Raw genomic sequence first — 16,470 nt, forward strand, 5'->3', positions numbered from 1 at the left:
CTGGAGCAGCTCGTGACAACGCCGGACAACGCCGCGCCCGCACAGCCCCGCAATTCGCGCTCCGCGCGCTCGCTGCGGCGCGGCCTCGCGGCGGCCGCACTGCTCGCGGCCGGCGCACTGGCCATGACCGCCTGCGGTGGCGACGCCACCGGAGCCGGGAACAAGGACGGACAGGCCGGGGCCGACGCCGCGGCAGCCAAGGACGCTTCGAACGCCAAGATCAAGGTCTCGGCGAAGGACGGCTCCAACGGAGCCAGCATCAACGGCACGAACGTCAAGGTCAGCGGCGGCAAGCTGACCGAGGTGACGCTCACCAGGACCGACACCGGCGAGAAGATCGACGGTTCCATATCCGGCGACGGCTCGAGCTGGAAGCCGGACGCGCAGCTGGAGCGCGGTACCAAGTACCAGCTTGCCGCGAAGGCCAAGGACTCCGAGGGCCGCGCCGCGACCGAGAACTCCTCGTTCACCACGGTCTCGCCCGCCAACAGCTTCATCGGCACCTTCACCCCGGACGACGGCAAGACCGTCGGCGTGGGCATGCCGGTCTCCTTCAACTTCGACAAGGCCATCACCGACCAGAAGGCCGTGCAGTCGCACATCACGGTGACGTCCAGCAGCGGCCAGGAGGTCGTCGGCCACTGGTTCGGCAACCAGCGCCTGGACTTCCGCCCGCAGGACTACTGGAAGGCCGGCTCCAAGGTCACGATGAAGATAGACCTGGACGGCGTGGAGGGCGCCAACGGCGTCACCGGCGTCCAGGACAAGACGGTCACCTTCACCGTCGGCCGCTCGCAGGTCTCCACCGTCGACATGAACACCCAGACCATGACGGTCGAGCGGGACGGCAAGACCCTCAAGAAGATCCCGATCTCCGGCGGCAGCCCCGAGAACCCGACCTACAACGGTCAGATGGTGATCTCGGAGAAGTTCAAGGAGACCCGGATGGACGGCTCGACGGTCGGCTTCACCAAGAAGGACGGCAAGGGCGAGTACGACATCAAGGACGTGCCGCACGCCATGCGGCTCTCCGCGTCCGGCACCTTCATCCACGGCAACTACTGGGGCTCGCCCTCGATCTTCGGCCAGGCGGGTACCAGCCACGGCTGCGTGGGCCTGCGGGACGTCAAGGGCGCCAACGGCGACACCCCCGGCAAGTGGTTCTTCGACAACTCCCTCATCGGTGACGTGGTCGTCGTGAAGAACTCCAAGGACGAGACGGTCAAGCCCGACAACGGCCTCAACGGCTGGAACATGTCGTGGGACCAGTGGAAGGCCGGCAGCTCCGCCTGACCGGGCCGACCGCGCGCTGACAGAGAAGAACACCACCCCGCTGCCGGGCACTGGCAGCGGGGTGGTGTGCTTTGGAGGGGGCGGGTGACCGCCCGTGGCGTTACCGCCGGATCAGGCGGCGACCGGCTCCTTGCGGTCCCCGGCGGCCTGCTCCGCGCCCTCGGTGGCCGGGGCGGCCGGCTCCGTACCGGTCTTCCGCAGCCCCTTCAGGACGACCACCAGGGCCGTGCTGACGGCCACTCCGGCCACGATCGCCACCAGGTACAGCAGCGGCTGGCCGATCAGCGGGACCACGAAGATGCCGCCGTGCGGGGCGCGCAGGGTGCAGCCGAAGGCCATCGACAACGCGCCGGTCACCGCGCCGCCCGCCATCGAGGCGGGGATGACGCGCAGCGGGTCGCCCGCCGCGAACGGGATCGCGCCCTCGGTGATGAAGGAAGCGCCCAGCACCCAGGCGGCCTTGCCGTTCTCCCGCTCGGCCTTGGTGAACAGCTTGCCGCGCACGGTCGTCGCCAGCGCCATCGCCAGCGGCGGGACCATGCCGGCCGCCATCACCGCCGCCATCACCTTCAGGCTGCCGTCGTTGGGGTTGGCCAGGCCGCCGACCGCGAAGGCGTACGCGACCTTGTTCAGCGGGCCGCCGAGGTCGAAGCACATCATCAGGCCGAGGATCACGCCCAGGATGATCGCGTTGGCGCCGGTCAGGCCGGACAGCCAGTCGGTCAGCGCCTTCTGGAGCGCGGCGATCGGCTTGCCGATGACCAGGAACATCAGGAATCCGACCACCGCCGAGGAGATCAGCGGGATCACCACCACCGGCATGATGCCGCGCAGCGGCGCGGGCACGCTGACCCGCTGAATGGCCATCACCACCGCGCCCGCGAGCAGACCGGCGATCAGGCCGCCGAGGAAGCCCGCGTCGATGGTCAGCGCGATCGAGCCGCCGACGAAGCCGGGCACGAGCCCCGGCCGGTCGGCCATCCCGTACGCGATGAATCCGGCCAGTACGGGCACGAGGAAGGTGAAGGCCACGTTGCCGATCTGGAAGAGCAGCGCGGCCCAGCTGCCGGTCTCGGTCCAGACGAAGTGCTCGGCGACGGACGGTGCCTTGTTGATCGTGTACCCGCCGATGGCAAACGCGAGGGCCATCAGCAGACCGCCGGCGGCGACGAACGGCACCATGTAACTGACGCCGGTCATGAGCCACTTGCGCAGCCGGGTGCCGAAGCCTTCGTGCTCCTCGGCGTCGCGGTCCATCGGCGCATCGGGGCGCGCGGCCGGCGCGCCGACCTCGCCGCGCGCGGCCTTCTCCCGTACTTCGGCGATCAGTTCGGCGGGACGGTTGATGCCGGCCTTCACGCCGACGTCGACGACCGGCTTGCCGGCGAACCGGCCCCGGTCCCGTACCTCCACGTCGTGCGCGAAGATCACGCCGTCCGCGGCCGCGATCACCGCCGGGTCGAGGCGGGTGAACCCGGCCGACCCCTGCGTCTCCACGACCAGCTCCACGCCGGCCGTCTCCCCCGCCTTCGTCAGCGACTCGGCGGCCATGTAGGTGTGCGCGATACCGGTGGGACAGGAGGTGACGGCGACGATGCGGAAGGGGCGGGTCTCGTTGGGCTGCGCGGGGGCTTCCGCCGCGGGCTCTTCCGGTGCGGGGGCCGCCGGAGCGGGGGCCGCCGGTGCCGCCTCGGGCTGCGGGGCCTCTGCCGCCTTCGCGGCCTCGGCCTCCGTCTCCGGCGCCACCTCCGGCTCGTCTCCCCGTACCAGCGCGGCCGCCCGCGCCGGGTCGTCCGCCGACCGCAGCGCGCCGGTGAACTCCGCGTCCATCAGGTGCCGGGCCAGCGTCGAGAGGATCGACAGGTGGTCGGCGTCGCCGCCTGTCGGGGCGGCTATCAGGAAGATCAGGTCGGCCGGGCCGTCCGCCGCGCCGAAGTCGATGCCGGCGGCGCTGCGCCCGAAGGCCAGCGTCGGCTCGGTGACATGGGCGCTGCGGCAGTGCGGGATGCCGATGCCGCCGTCCAGCCCTGTGGGCATCTGGGCCTCACGCGCGGCGACGTCCGCGAGGAATCCCTCCAGGTCGGTGACGCGACCGGCCGCCACCATCCGTTCGGCCAGCGACCTGGCGGCCGCTTCCTTGGTGTCGGCGGACAGGTCGAGATCGACCAGGTCCGCGGTGATCAGCTCACTCATCGCGGGCTCCCTTTGGGACTGGGACGAAGAGGGGGGGTGCTTTCCCTGTCGGACCGGGCAAAATCGAGCCCGTCCGGCGATTGAGGACGAACGAACGGCGGGTGACCCCGGCGTGCAGAACCGTTCATGACACGGCCTCCGTCAACGGCCGGTCCATCGGCACCGCGTCCGTGACGGTCACATCGGACGGCCGCAGATCCTCCGGCGCCGGCATCACACTGCCCGGCAGCTGTACCGCCGCCGCGCCATGCGCCACCGCCTCCGCCAGCGCACGCGTACCCGTACCGCCGGCCGCGAGGAACCCGGCCAGCGACGCGTCGCCCGCGCCGACGTTGCTGCGTACGGCATCCACCTCGGCGGTGCCGTAATACGTGCCAGTGGCGTCGACCAGCAGCTGTCCGTCGGCGCCGAGCGACGCGAGCACCGCGCCGGCGCCCAGCGCGCGCAGCTCCTCGGCCGCCTTGACCGCGTCGCCGATGGTGGCGAGCGGACGGCCGACGGCCTGCGCCAGCTCCTCGGCGTTGGGCTTCACCACGTCGGGGCGGGCGCGCAGGGCGGCCGTCAGCGACGGGCCTGAGGTGTCCAGGGCGATCCGGGCCCCGGCCCGGTGCGCGCGGGCGACCAGGTCGGCGTACCACTCGGGGGCCAGCCCGCGCGGCAGGCTGCCGCAGCAGGCGATCCAGGCGGCACCCGCCGAGCGCTCCCGTACGGTCTCCAGCAGCGCTTCGGACTCGGCCGCCGACAGCTCGGGGCCGGCCGCATTGATCTTGGTGAGGGTGCCGTCGGGCTCGGCGACCGCGATGTTGGAACGGGTGGCCCCGGCCACCGGGACCGGCGCGACCTCTATGCCCTCGGCCACCAGGAGGTCGGCGAGGGCCTGCCCGGCCGGGCCGCCGACCGGCAGCACGGCGAGCGTCTCGTGCCCGGCGGCCGCGACCGCCCGGGAGACGTTGACGCCCTTGCCGCCGGGGTCGACACGGTCGGCGCCGGCCCGCAGCACGGCGCCGCGCTCCAGAGCGGGCACCTCGTACGTGCGGTCCAGGCTGGGGTTGGGGGTGACGGTGAGGATCATGCGCGTACTACTTCCGTGCCCGCGCGCTCGATGGCGAGGGCGTTCTCGGGGCTGAGCCCGGTGTCGGTGATCAGGAGGTCGACGTCGGAGAGGTCGCCGAAGCGGGCGAAGTGCTGCTGCCCGAACTTGGACGAGTCGGCGATCAGCACGACCCGCCGGGCGGCGGCGATCACCGCGCGCTTGACGGCGGCCTCGGCGAGGTCGGGCGTGGTCAGGCCGCCCTCCAGCGAGAAGCCGTTGGTCGCGAGGAAGAGGACGTCGGCGTTGATCTCGCGGTAGGCGCGCAGCGCCCAGTCGTCGACGGCGGCCCGCGTACGGTGCCGGATGCGGCCGCCTACGAGGTGCAGGGTGAGCCCGGGGTGGTCGGCGAGCCGGGCCGCGACCGGCAGGCCATGGGTCACGACGGTGACGTCGGACTCCAGCGGGAACTCACCGGCCAGCCGGGCCGCGGTGGTGCCGGCGTCCAGGATCACGCTGCCGTCGTCGGGCAGCTCGGCGAGCGCGGCCCGGGCGATGCGGTCCTTCTCGTCGGCGGCGACGGTGTCGCGCTCGGCGAGGTCGGGCTCGAAGTCCAGTCGGCCCGCCGGTATCGCCCCGCCGTGCACCCGGCGGACCAGTCCGGCGCGGTCCAGTGCCTTCAGGTCGCGCCGTACGGTCTCGGCGGTGACCTGGAATTCCTCGGCGAGGGAGAGGACGTCGACCCGCCCGCTGTCCCGGGCGAGGCGCAGGATCTCCTGCTGGCGTTCCGCTGCGTACATGCGACCTGGGTCCGTTCCGTTTCTGTCCGCCCGTTGCCCGAACGTGTGGTTTCACTCGCAGAATACGTCCGGATTTCCGCAAAGTAAACAGACTCGGACACAGGACAGACACAAACGGGCACGACGGGGATTACGGGGCCCTATGACCAGGCGGGGCGGGGCGCGGGCGAGCGGGGCTCGGACGGCGGCTGGGCGGCGAGCCGGAGGCGCGGTCGGGGCCGGGCGCCAGGCGCCGGGCCCCGACCGTGGCGGCCGTGGGCAGCAAAGAGCCCCGGCGCTCGGGGGAGGGCGCCGGGGCTCGTACAGGGGGGACCCGCTACCGGGGTCCCGGTTTTATGTCGGGGACCCGGTATCGGGGTCCCGTCGTGACGGGCAGGCGTAGGCGGGAGAAGCGTTACCGCGTTAGCCGCGATTACGCCGCGGCGTCGAAGCCGGTGTCGTGCGCCATGCGCTTCAGCTCCAGCAGCGCGTGCTTCTCTATCTGGCGGATCCGCTCGCGGGTCAGGCCGTGCTGCTTGCCGACCTCGGTCAGGGTCCGCTCGCGGCCGTCCTCTATGCCGTACCGCGCCTTGATGATCGAGGCGGTGCGGCCGTCGAGGCGGTCGATCAGGTCCTCCAGCTCCTCGCTGCGCAGCAGCGTGAGCACGGACTGCTCGGGCGAGGCCGCCGAGGTGTCCTCCAGCAGGTCGCCGAACTGCGTCTCGCCCTCGTCGTCCACGGACATGTTCAGGCTGACGGGGTCACGGGCCCAGTCCAGGACGTCGCTGACCCGCTCCGTCTTGGCGCCCAGCTCCGCGGCGATCTCCGCGTGCTCCGGGTCGCGGCCGTGCTCGCGGTTGAACTCGCGCTGCACGCGCCGGATCCGGCCCAGCTCCTCGACCAGGTGGACGGGCAGCCGGATCGTACGGGACTGGTCCGCGATGGACCGCGTGATCGCCTGGCGGATCCACCACGTCGCGTACGTGGAGAACTTGAAGCCCTTGGCGTAGTCGAACTTCTCGACCGCGCGGACCAGGCCGGCGTTCCCCTCCTGGATCAGGTCCAGCAGCGGCAGACCGCTGCGCGGGTAGCGGCGGGCGACCGCTACGACCAGGCGGAGGTTGGAACGGATGAAGACGTCCTTGGCCTTCTCGGCCTCGTCGACCAGTGCCTGCAGCTCCTCGGGCGTCGCGCCGGCGGCGTTCCCGTCGCTCACCTCGCCGTCCAGGATCTGCCGGGCGTAGACACCCGCCTCGATCGTCTGTGACAGCTCGACCTCTCTGGCGGCGTCGAGCAGGGGTGTGCGCGCGATCTCGTCGAGGTACATGCCGACCAGGTCGCGGTCGGCGATCTCCCCGCCTACGGCGCGAACGCTGTTAGCCCCGTCAGCACCGCTCTTGGTGGGCTGACGACGGGCGACGGCACGGGTTGCCATGCGAGTGCTCCCTCTGCGATGAGTCGGTCGCGGGATGGTGGCGGCCGGGACACCTGATCCCTGCTGTCTGCGGGCCGGGTGCCCCCGTCTGATGGAAACAACGGCTGGAAACCGGACAGAATTCCCACGACAACCCCTCGTTTTTCTGATCATGCAGTACCCTGCGGTCCCACCGAGGGGGGCCAGAGCATGTCAGGATGCGGGGAAGTGCAGGTCAGGCCGGGCGTCGAGGCCGACCTGAATGCCCTCACGGGCCTCTACAATCACTACGTCCGTGAGACGGCGATCACATTCGACACCGAGCCGTTCACCCCCGAAGAGCGCCGTCCTTGGCTGCTCTCCCACCCCCAAGACGGTCCTCACCGCCTTCTGGTTGCCCGGGAGGCCGCGCCGGAGGGACAGGGCCGGCTCCTCGGGTACGCGACCACCAGCCCCTTCCGCCCGAAGCCCGCGTACCGCACCTCCGTCGAGACCACGGTCTACCTTGCCCCCGAGGCGACCGGCCGGGGCATCGGCACGCTGCTCTACAAGGCGCTCTTCGAGGCCCTGGAGGGCGAGGACGTGCACCGCGCGTACGCGGGCATCGCGCTCCCCAACCCCGGCTCGACCGCTCTGCACGCCCGCTTCGGCTTCCGCCACGTCGGCACGTACGGCGAGGTGGGCCACAAATTCGGCCGCTACTGGGACGTCGCCTGGTACGAGAAGGAGCTCGGCGAGCGCTGACTTCGCGCGCGCTGACTTCGCGAGCGCCGGCTCGACGGGCATGGGCTCGGCGGGCACCCGGCTCGGCGGGCACTGAGGGGCCGCGTCCGCGGGCTGCAAAAGGCTCCGGCCCCGGGCCCCGCTGTTCCGGTTGACGGGGGCCACGGCCGGGTGCCTCCTGGTAGGAGGGCGAGAGAGAGGAGCCGTCATGCAGACGCACGCTCGCACCCGCACCACAGCCACCACGGCCGCCGCCCCGCGCGGGCATCACCTGTCCGCCTCCACCGGCGTGCCCCTCGTGGGCGGCGTCGCCTACGGCATCTACGCGGGGCTGCTCGACCACAGCACCGGATCGAGCGCCGTGCACGCCTTCCTGCTCGGCCTGATCGCCACCGTGGTGACCGCCGGCCTCGGGCTGGCCCTGATGCACAGCCAGTCCCGCATGATCACCGAAGCGCGGGCGCTCGCGTACGGCGTGCTCTTCGGGGCCACGATGGGCTTCCTCTACAGCCTGGCGGGGACATCGACCACGTTGAGGGCCTCCGGTGTGGGCGCGGTCTTCGGCGTGATCATGTTCGTCGTCGCCATGTACCTCTTCCGCACCCACGGCTCCCCGGGGGCCCGGCGGTAGCCCCGTCCTTCGTGCAGCCCGCCCCGCCGGCCCTCGGACCGCGTTCAGTCCACGGTCGGCGGGGCGTCGTCGTTCCCGCGCCGGACGGTCCGCACAGAACGGCCCGGGCGCCAGGTCTCCAGCACGATGTGCGGGTCCTCGACGTGCGTGCGCACCACCTCGGTGAGCTCCGCCCGGAAGAGGTGGAAGGGCAGCGGCATCTCCACCTCCGCCGCGTACCGCGCGAGCGCCTCGGCGTCCCCGACCTCCACCGCCCGCCCCGCGATCCGCACGTCCCCGTCCGCCGCGTCCGCGCCCGGACCCGGGTTGGCGTGCAGCGCGAACCGCGGATCGTGCCACAGGTCCCGTGCCTTCCAGGAGCCCGGCATCATGCCGAGCCACAGCTCGCCGCCGCGGAAGTCGGCCTCCAGGCCGGTCAGCCTCGGGGAGCCGTCCGCCCGCAGGGTCGCGAGCACGTGGTGCGCGTACGCACCGAACCGCCGCTCGGTCCACTCCGCGAGTGCGGGCTCCGCCGCCGCGAACTCCGACCAGCCGACCGCCTTCTTCTGTCCCTGCGCGCGCCGCGCCTCGTGCGCCGTATGCGTCATGGCTCCACCCTGAAGGCGATACCCGACGCCTTCTGTCGGGTATTTCGATATTTCACGGCTGATCCGGGTGATCCGAGTGATCCCGGAACGGACTGGCAGCCGGCCGCGGTCTCCAGGGGGCGGTACGCCGTCAGGCCGGCCCGGCGTCCGCCGAGACCCAGTGCTCCGGCGTGAGGCGGACGGCGACGGCTTCGGGCCCCTCCGAGAGCGCTTGGCGGACGTAGTCCTCGACCCGCTCCGGGGGCACGTACCGCTCGGCCACCTGCTTGACCTCTTCGGCGGTGACCGCCGCCAGCCGGGCCGGCCCCTCCGCCGTGACGTACCGGTACGTCGGCGCGACGCGCTGCACGGCCAGCGAGAAGCGCCCCGCCGCCTCGATGAGCCGCGCCTTGCGCGACGACCGGCCGGTGAAGATCAGGAAGTCGCCGCCGGGGCGGTAGCTGTACCAGACCGGCACGGCCAGCGGCGCGCGTGCGCTCCCGGAGTCCACCGCCAGCACGGCGACGTGCGGCTCGGCGAGCAACTGGTCACGTTCTTCCACGGTGAGCGGCATCGCTGCGCCTCCTGGGGCGTCGATGTGCGGTGGAGGGGCCGGCGTGCGCCCCGTACGACCTCGTACCACTGCTCAACGAAGGGCCGCCGCGGGCCTATTCCTCGTGCCGCGCCGGCCCCGCCCCACGAAGGCGTACGCCCCGCGGCATAGGGCGGCCGACGTAGGGCGGCCGTTCGAGGGGCATCGGGACCGTGGTCCGTTACGACCGCACCCCCGCCTCCCTAGCCTCGGCACATGGACACCACAAGCGGTTCCGCGCACCCCACCGACGGCACTCTCGACGAGGCCCTGGAGCGGCTGCACGCACGCGGCCCGGAGTTCCACGGGTACCTCAGCAACCATGGCCCGATGGCGGTCGAGGCGCTGGTCCGGCACGGCCGGGCCGGCTCCGTGCACCGCTGGCTCGACGCCTACGAGGAGCGGTTGGAGGACCGTCCGCGCGCCGACAGCGCCATCACCGACACGAACTGGCGGGAGGCGCTGGGCGACCCGCGCCGGGTCACCGACTGGACCGCCTACATGGGCCGGCAGCTCGACGGCCGTCCGTGGCGCGAGGTGCTCGCCGAGTGGTGGCCGCGGCTGCTCCCGGGCATCGCGGGCGCCGCCACGCACCCGGTCATCCGGGTCGGGCACGCCGTCCGCACGCTCACCGAGGACGGCGAGGAGGAGCCGCGCGTGGCGGAGCTGGCCCACGCGCTCGGCTACTGGGCAGCACGCCACCTCCGCCTCGGCGACGTACCGGCCCCCGCGGGCCAGGAGGGCCCGGAGACCGCGCTGTGGGACGTGCCGCCGGTACCGGAGCAGGAGGGCGGCATCCGGCAGCGGCTGACCCAGCTGGCGGAGACGCCGGGCTGGCCCGCCGCGGCGGCGGCGCTGCGCCCCGCGGCCGGGCCGGCGGACGCGCGTGCGCTGCTCTCCGAGGTCGTCGCGGCGGCCACCTTCCGGTACGCGGTGGACGCGGCCGCCGAGCCGGTGATGCTGGTGCACGCGGCGACCGCCCCGAACGCCGTCCTGCGGACGCTCCCGGCGCTGCCCGAGCACCTGTGGGTCCCGAGCCTGCACGCTGCCTGGGCCGCGAGCGCGGCGGTGACGGCGGCCTACGCACCCCGTCGCACCGGCCGCCCGCAGAGCGCGGCGCAGAGCACCTCGACCGCGGCTTTGAGTCCTCCCCGGCCCGACGAGCCGGCCGACGCCTTCGAGCGGGCGGCCGCGCACGGCGACGCGCACGCGATCAAGCTGACGGACACCGCACTGGACGTGGCCGCCGCCACCGGTCTCCCTGAAGCCCTGTGGGCGGCGGATCAGGCGGTCACGCTGATTCCTTCGGAGAGCTGAGGCCCCCGGGCTCCGAAGGGCTGAGTTTTCCGGCTCGGGAGAGCCGCCCCCGCAGCCCTCCGGAGAAGCGTCCCCGCGGGCCCCGAAGGGCGCACTCCGTCGCCCCTTTCACCCCCGGTCACTCTTGTTAAATCTTCAAGAAGTACGGGAGCAATGAGACAGTGGATGGTATGAGCAACGACATGGCGGGTGAGCCGCGCTGGCTCAACGACGAGGAGCAGTACGCCTGGCAGTCGTACCTGCACGCCACCATCCTCCTGGAAGATCACCTCGACCGTCAGCTGCAGCGTGACGCCGGTCTGCCGCATGTCTACTACGGCCTGCTCGTCCAGCTCTCCCGGGCGCCGCGCCGGCGGCTGCGGATGACCGAGCTGGCCCAGAACGCCAAGATCACCCGGTCCCGGCTCTCGCACGCCATCGCCCGCCTGGAGAAGAACGGCTGGGTCCGGCGGGAGAACTGCCCGTCGGACAAGCGCGGCCAGAACGCCGTCCTCACGGACGAGGGCCTGAAGGTCCTCCAGGAGGCCGCCCCCGGCCATGTCGCGACCGTACGGGCCGCCCTCTTCGACCGGCTCTCCCCCGAGCAGGTACGGCAGCTCGCCGAGATCTGCCGCTCCGTGGCGGACGGTCTGCAGCCGCACGGCGCCGACCTCCCCTGGCTGCGCTGAACGCCGCCCCCGGGCTGCGCTGAACTTCGCCCCCGAAGCGCAGCGCACGCCGCGTACCGAAGCACGCACCACGCACAGCGAAAGAGGCGCCCCGAGGGGCGCCCCTTCTTCACGCGTGCTTCTTCACGACTGCCTCAGTGCGCCAGCACCGGCACCGGCACCTCCTCCGCGGCGTCCACGCCGTCCGCCGAGCTCGCGGCCGGCGTACCGGCCCCGGGCCGCCCGGTGTTGACGAAGACGAACGCGATGGCCGAGGCGAGGACCAGGATGCCCGCCGCCCACCAGATGGCGGTCGTGTAGCCGTGCACCATCGACTGGAGCCGGAGGACGTCGGCGGAGCGCGCACCGGCCGCGTGGGCGGTCGCGTACGCCGTGGTCGCGCCGGCCGCGATCGTGTTCAGCAGGGCCGTACCGATCGCACCGCCCACCTGCTGCGAGGTGTTGACCATCGCCGAGGCGACACCGGCGTCCTGCGGCCGCACCCCGTGCGTGGCGAGCGACATGGCCGGCATGAAGGCGGTGCCCATGCCGAGGCCGAGCAGCAGGAACGCGGGGAGGATCAGCGCCGGGTAGGACGTGTCCAGGTCGATCCGGGTCAGGGCCAGCATGCCGAGCGCGGCGAACAGGAAGCCGGGAGCCATCAGCAGCCGCGGCCGGACCCGGGTCATCAGCCGCGCGCCGATCTGCGTCGAGCCGGTGATCATGCCCGCGATCATCGGAAGGAAGGCAAGACCGGTCGTGACCGGCGTGTATCCCTTCACGACCTGCAGGTAGTAGGTCAGGAAGAGGAAGAGACCGAACATGCCGATCACGGCGAGGCCGAGGGAGGCGTAGACGCCCCCGCGGTTGCGGTCGGTGACCACCCGCAGCGGCAGCAGCGGGGACTTCACCCGCGACTCCACGACCGCGAAGGCCACCAGCAGCACACCGGCCGCCACGAAGAGGCCGACGGTCGCGCCGGAGCTCCAGCCGTCGGACTCGGCGCGCGTGAAGCCGTAGACCAGCGAGACCAGTCCGGCGGTCGCCAGGAGGACGCCGGGGACGTCGAGCCGGGAGGGGTTGCGGCCCTCGGCGGGCTCCCGGATGACCAGCAGCGCGCCGGCCGCCGCGACCACGGCGAACGGGATGTTCACGAAGAACGTCCAGCGCCAGTCGAGGTACTCGGTCAGCACGCCGCCGAGGATCAGGCCGACGGCGCCGCCACCACCGGCGATGGCACCGAAGATGCCGAACGCCTTGGCCCGCTCGCGCGCCTCGGTGAAGGTCACCGCGAGCAGCGACAGCGCGGCCGGCGCCAGCAGCGCGCCGAACACGCCCTGCAGCGCGCGGGCGCCGAGCAGCATCGCGGTGCTGCCCGCCGCGCCGCCGAGCGCGGAGGCGAGCGCGAAGCCGACGAGGCCGATGACGAAGGTGCGGCGGCGGCCCCACAGGTCGGCGATGCGGCCCCCGAAGAGCAGCAGTCCGCCGAAGGCGAGGGCGTACGCGGTGATGACCCACTGCCGGTTGCCGTCGGAGATCCCGAGGTCCGCCTGGGCGGAGGGCAGCGCGATGTTCACGATCGTCGCGTCGAGCACGACCATGAGCTGGGCGAGGGCGATGAATATGAGCGCTTTCCAGCGCCTCGGGTCCACGTTCTGGACGGTTTTGGACATGGGTGGGTCCACCTAGGGTGCGAAGAAGGAAGAAAGGGGTCGTGTGTCGCTGCCGCACAACGGCGTGGCGTGAAACGGGTGTTGCGTGAGCTGTGGGAGCGGCGTGCACCACGCGGGTACCGCCTACGGGTGCCGGGTCACCGGTGACCGGCCTTGCGGAACGGGGAGCGGACGGCCTTCGTCACCGCCGGCATTGCTGCCGGAGGCCGTCCAAGGTGGCCGCGGAGCCGGGCAGTTCGGACCTCGCCGGAGCCATCAGGCCGTCCAGGAACAGCTGAAGGTGGCGGTGTACGAACCTGTCGAAGTCGGCGCAGCGGTTGCCCGGCAACGGCCGCGTGAGCTGGGTGATCGCGACCATCAGGTCACCGACGGCGATGTCGGCGCGCAGCAGGCCGCTCTCGCGCGCGGCGCCCATGAGGGCCTCGACGGCCCCCTCCAGGCGGTCCCGCGCGGCGAGCAGGTCGGGGTGGTCCTTGTCGACGCCGTCGGAGAGGAGCGGACAGAGCGCCCCGATGCGCTCCTCGACGGCGGCGTGCACGAAGGTCCGGAGCGCCTGGAACGCGTCGTCCTCCGCTGCGAGCGCGCGCTCCGCACGGTCCGCCGTGCGGTCCATGACGGAGAGCGTGACGTGGTGGATCAGGTCGGCGCGGTCCGGGAAGTGCCGGTAGAGGGTGGCATTGCCGACGCCGGCCCGGCGCGCGACCTCGTCGAGCGGGACGTCGGCCCCGTGCTCGACCATGATCTCGCGAGCGGCCGCCACGATCCGCTCCCGGTTGCGCTGCGCGTCGGCCCGCATACGGGGCTGGGACGTCTTCGTGGCGGCGGTGGAGGCGGTGGTCACGTCGGCTCACTCCTTTCGGGTACGGCGTACGGCGTCGTCTTGAGGTGCTGCGCGGATCGCCTTGAGGTGCTGCGGCACGCAGGCCCGCGGACGAAAACGGGGAGCGGGTCCCCGCTTCGTGCGGACGACTGGTTAAACGGGGACAGCGTCCCCGGTTATTTCCCGCGCCGAGTGTGACCTGCCCCACGCGTGCGCGCCACCCGGGAACACCCGCCGGCACCGGATGACGTAACCCGGCGGGCAGGCGGCCGCTCGCCGCCCCAGGGTGAGCACATGAGGCAGATACCGTCCGCCCTGCTCGCCGCCACGGCCGTCGCGGTCGCGCTGGTCGTGCCGGCCCTCGACACGACGGGAACCCGCCCCGGTGGCGCCGGCCGGCACGGCGACGGCCGCCCGGCCGCTTCACCGCCTCCGGAGGCGCGGCGCGGTACGGCCCTACGGGGGCGGGGCGACGCACGGCACGAGGACGGCGACGGGGACGGCATACGAAGAGCCCCTGACGGCCGACCCCGAACCCCCGACGACCGCACGGACGAGCCGCACGCGCCCGGAGCCGTCACCCGCCCGAGCCCTCCCCGGGGCCCCCGAGGCGCCGCCGCGGCCCTTCCCGCCGGCCGCTGCGCCCTCCCCGGCTCCGCGACCGGGGTGTCCGAGGCGGCGGCCACCCCGCCCGGTTTCGTCCGCGCCACCGGCCGCGTACGGGCCCTCACGGTGCTCATCGACTTCCCCGACGTACGCGCCGGGATCAGCCCCCGCAAGCGCTACGGCGAGTTCTTCCCCGCCGTCCCCCGCTTCTTCCGCGGCAGCTCCTACGGCAGGCTCGACTACCGCTCGACCCCCGTCCTGAAGTGGATCCGGATGTCGCGCCCGCTCGCCTCGTACCGCATCGGGCGCGGCACCTCCTTCAGCCCCGCTTCGAACAACGGCTATTACGCGCTGGCCAAGGAAATCGTGCGGGCCGTCGACCGCCAAGTGGACTTCCGCGCGTACGACCTGGTGAACGTGCTGGTCACGCCGGAGGCGGGCCCGCCGGCGACCGAGAACGTCTGGTCCGTCACCTTCAGCGGCGGCCCGCTGGGCCTGAAGACGGGCGACGGGACGCAGCTCAGGAACGTGTCGTTCATCTGGAGCCGGCAGACCGGCCGAAGCGCGTACCGGGTCCTCAACCACGAGAACGCGCACTCCTTCGGCCTGCCCGACCTGTACTTCACGGACCGGCGCGCCGACCCGCACCCGGTGGGCCACTGGGACCCGATGGACGTGGACTGGGGCCCCGAGAACGACTTCCTGGGCTGGCACAAGTGGAAGCTGGGCTGGCTGGCACCGGGCCAGGTGGACTGCGTGCACCGCCCCGGCTCGGTCACCACCCACCGGCTCACCGCGGCCGCCGCCCCCGGCGGAACGAAGATCGCCGTCGTCCCCGTCTCCCGGCACCGCGCCTACGTCGTCGAGGCACGCCGCACCGGCCCGCTCGACCCCACGGCGTGCCGGCCCGGCGTCCTGGTCTACCGCGTGGCCACCGACATCCCGTCGGGCAAGGGCCCGGTCCGGGTCTCCGACGCCACCCCGAAGAGCGCCGGCTGCTACCGCAAGGACCCGAACGTCCGCGCGGGCCTGACGGACGCCACGTACCGCCCCGGCCAGACCTTCCGCGCCGACGGCGTCTCCGTCGCGGTCCTCCAGGACGGCCAACCGGTGGCCGGAGCCGACGCCCCAGCGGACACCTTCCGGGTGCGCATCACGACACCCGGACGCGGCTGACCACCTGGGCCAGGGAGTTGACCACCTGAGCCAGGGAGTTGACCACCTGACCCAGGGAGTTGACCACCTGCGCCAGGGAGGGGCGTAGGCGCCACAACCCAGGAAGGCCCGGCCTTGGGGCCCTTCCTAGGGGGCTGAGCCCCAGGCGGAGCGGGGCTCGGGGCTCAGTCCTGCCAGTGCCGTCGCCCCAGACTGATGAGCCGCAGCTGCCTGCAGGCCCGTTCGGCGAGCCGGTCACAGGCGGCCGTGTCGCCGTCGTCCGCGGCATCCAGGATCGCCGAAGCGGTCATCACGAGGTGGTCGACGTACAACTCGGCGAGCATCAGCAGATCGTCGTCGCTCCAGCCGTCCGACACCGGCTGCGCCCGCAGCGCGGACGCCACCTCGGCGGCAAATCGGGCCAGTTCGGCGGCTATGGCCCGGCGCACCGCCCGTACGCCGCCGTGCCGCTCCCGCGCGATGAAGCGGATGTGCGCGGGGTTCTCCCGGACGAAGCGTTCGACGACCGCGACCGTACGGTCGATCCGCTCCTCGGCGTCCGGCTGCTCGGCGAGGATCGCGCGGACCACGTCGTGCAGGCTGCCGAGCGACTCCTCGACCAGCGCGACACCCAGGTCGGGGAGGTCCCGGAAGTGCCGGTAGAACGCCGCGGGGGCCACCCCCACCATCCGCGTCACCTCGCGCAGCCCGATGCTGCTGAGGCTCTGGTCGGCCAGCAGCCGCAGCCCGGCGTCGAGGAGCGCCTGTCGGGTCTTCTGCTTCTGGGCCTGGCGGACGCCGGTGGTGTGACTCATGCCATTCAGTAAACATCCGTTCTCCGATGCGATCCACCCCGGGGGCGCGCTAGACTGGTGAGTCAGTGAACAAGTGTGACACCAATTGTTCACCCAACCGAACGATCAAGGCCACTCACCTCACCCGGAAGGGCCAGAAATGATCTTCCTTGTCGCAGCCTTGCTCCTCCTGGGAGTGCTCGTGGGCACCGCGGCACACCTCCCGCTCGCCGCGAC

Annotated in this window: 15 protein-coding genes; 6 read left to right on the plus strand and 9 right to left on the minus strand. The window is 72.4% G+C overall.

What is annotated here, in order from left to right; translation table 11 throughout:
• The first annotated feature begins 12 nt into the window (after nt 1-12).
• Nucleotides 13-1,293, plus strand: coding sequence for an Ig-like domain-containing protein (locus ACIGQF_RS13695; protein WP_399709356.1), 1,281 nt, complete (start codon nt 13-15; stop codon nt 1,291-1,293).
• Between the two features lie 111 nt (nt 1,294-1,404).
• Here ACIGQF_RS13695 and ACIGQF_RS13700 read toward each other — a convergent pair whose 3' ends face one another.
• From ACIGQF_RS13700 to ACIGQF_RS13715, 4 genes are all read right to left on the minus strand, one after another.
• The gene (locus tag ACIGQF_RS13700) at nt 1,405-3,486 is read right to left on the minus strand and encodes a fructose-specific PTS transporter subunit EIIC (RefSeq protein WP_399709359.1); all 2,082 of its coding nucleotides are present in this window, start codon (nt 3,484-3,486) and stop codon (nt 1,405-1,407) included.
• A gap of 124 nt (nt 3,487-3,610) precedes the next feature.
• A complete protein-coding gene (pfkB, locus tag ACIGQF_RS13705) occupies nt 3,611-4,558 on the minus strand; it encodes a 1-phosphofructokinase (RefSeq protein WP_399709362.1) in 948 nt (315 codons plus the stop codon).
• Entirely contained in the window at nt 4,555-5,316 is a 762-nt protein-coding gene (locus tag ACIGQF_RS13710) for a DeoR/GlpR family DNA-binding transcription regulator (protein ID WP_361558574.1), read from the minus strand. Before ACIGQF_RS13710 ends, pfkB begins: the two co-directional genes overlap by 4 nt.
• Nucleotides 5,317-5,728: 412 nt before the next feature.
• Nucleotides 5,729-6,730: a sigma-70 family RNA polymerase sigma factor gene (locus ACIGQF_RS13715; RefSeq protein ID WP_361558571.1), complete on the minus strand. Its 1,002-nt coding sequence runs from the start codon at nt 6,728-6,730 to the stop codon at nt 5,729-5,731.
• Nucleotides 6,731-6,919: 189 nt separating this feature from the next.
• Between ACIGQF_RS13715 and ACIGQF_RS13720 the strand changes: the two genes are divergently transcribed.
• Nucleotides 6,920-7,453, plus strand: a complete 534-nt coding sequence (locus ACIGQF_RS13720; protein WP_399709367.1) for a GNAT family N-acetyltransferase — start codon at nt 6,920-6,922, stop codon at nt 7,451-7,453.
• Nucleotides 7,454-7,640: 187 nt separating this feature from the next.
• Nucleotides 7,641-8,063, plus strand: a complete 423-nt coding sequence (locus ACIGQF_RS13725; RefSeq protein WP_399709370.1) for a hypothetical protein — start codon at nt 7,641-7,643, stop codon at nt 8,061-8,063.
• Between the two features lie 44 nt (nt 8,064-8,107).
• Here the strand turns inward: ACIGQF_RS13725 and ACIGQF_RS13730 are convergent, their stop codons facing one another.
• Nucleotides 8,108-8,650, minus strand: a complete 543-nt coding sequence (locus tag ACIGQF_RS13730; protein ID WP_399709373.1) for a pyridoxamine 5'-phosphate oxidase family protein — start codon at nt 8,648-8,650, stop codon at nt 8,108-8,110.
• 130 nt (nt 8,651-8,780) lie between these two features.
• On the minus strand, nt 8,781-9,203 hold the full coding sequence (locus ACIGQF_RS13735) for a pyridoxamine 5'-phosphate oxidase family protein (protein ID WP_399709376.1): 423 nt from the start codon (nt 9,201-9,203) through the stop codon (nt 8,781-8,783).
• A gap of 234 nt (nt 9,204-9,437) precedes the next feature.
• Here ACIGQF_RS13735 and ACIGQF_RS13740 point away from each other — a divergent pair, with 234 nt between their 5' ends.
• Together ACIGQF_RS13740 and ACIGQF_RS13745 are read left to right on the plus strand one after the other, a co-directional pair.
• Complete coding sequence (locus ACIGQF_RS13740; protein ID WP_399709380.1) at nt 9,438-10,538, plus strand: questin oxidase family protein; 1,101 nt, start codon at nt 9,438-9,440, stop codon at nt 10,536-10,538.
• Between the two features lie 170 nt (nt 10,539-10,708).
• Nucleotides 10,709-11,206 (plus strand): MarR family transcriptional regulator, encoded by a 498-nt coding sequence (locus tag ACIGQF_RS13745; protein WP_361558554.1) that lies wholly within the window; start codon nt 10,709-10,711, stop codon nt 11,204-11,206.
• 134 nt (nt 11,207-11,340) lie between these two features.
• Here ACIGQF_RS13745 and ACIGQF_RS13750 read toward each other — a convergent pair whose 3' ends face one another.
• Nucleotides 11,341-12,858: an MFS transporter gene (locus ACIGQF_RS13750; protein WP_399709385.1), complete on the minus strand. Its 1,518-nt coding sequence runs from the start codon at nt 12,856-12,858 to the stop codon at nt 11,341-11,343.
• 181 nt (nt 12,859-13,039) lie between these two features.
• Complete coding sequence (locus ACIGQF_RS13755) at nt 13,040-13,654, minus strand: TetR/AcrR family transcriptional regulator (RefSeq protein WP_399710138.1); 615 nt, start codon at nt 13,652-13,654, stop codon at nt 13,040-13,042.
• A gap of 318 nt (nt 13,655-13,972) precedes the next feature.
• Here ACIGQF_RS13755 and ACIGQF_RS13760 point away from each other — a divergent pair, with 318 nt between their 5' ends.
• The gene (locus ACIGQF_RS13760) at nt 13,973-15,460 is read left to right on the plus strand and encodes a M6 family metalloprotease domain-containing protein (protein WP_399709388.1); all 1,488 of its coding nucleotides are present in this window, start codon (nt 13,973-13,975) and stop codon (nt 15,458-15,460) included.
• A gap of 164 nt (nt 15,461-15,624) precedes the next feature.
• On the opposite strand, the gene ACIGQF_RS13765 is transcribed toward ACIGQF_RS13760, so the two are convergent.
• Entirely contained in the window at nt 15,625-16,254 is a 630-nt protein-coding gene (locus tag ACIGQF_RS13765; RefSeq protein WP_399709391.1) for a TetR family transcriptional regulator, read from the minus strand.
• Between the last annotated feature and the right edge of the window lie 216 nt (nt 16,255-16,470).

Source organism: Streptomyces sp. NPDC053560 (assembly GCF_044544605.1).
In the GTDB taxonomy this organism is placed as follows: Bacteria; Actinomycetota; Actinomycetes; order Streptomycetales; family Streptomycetaceae; genus Streptomyces.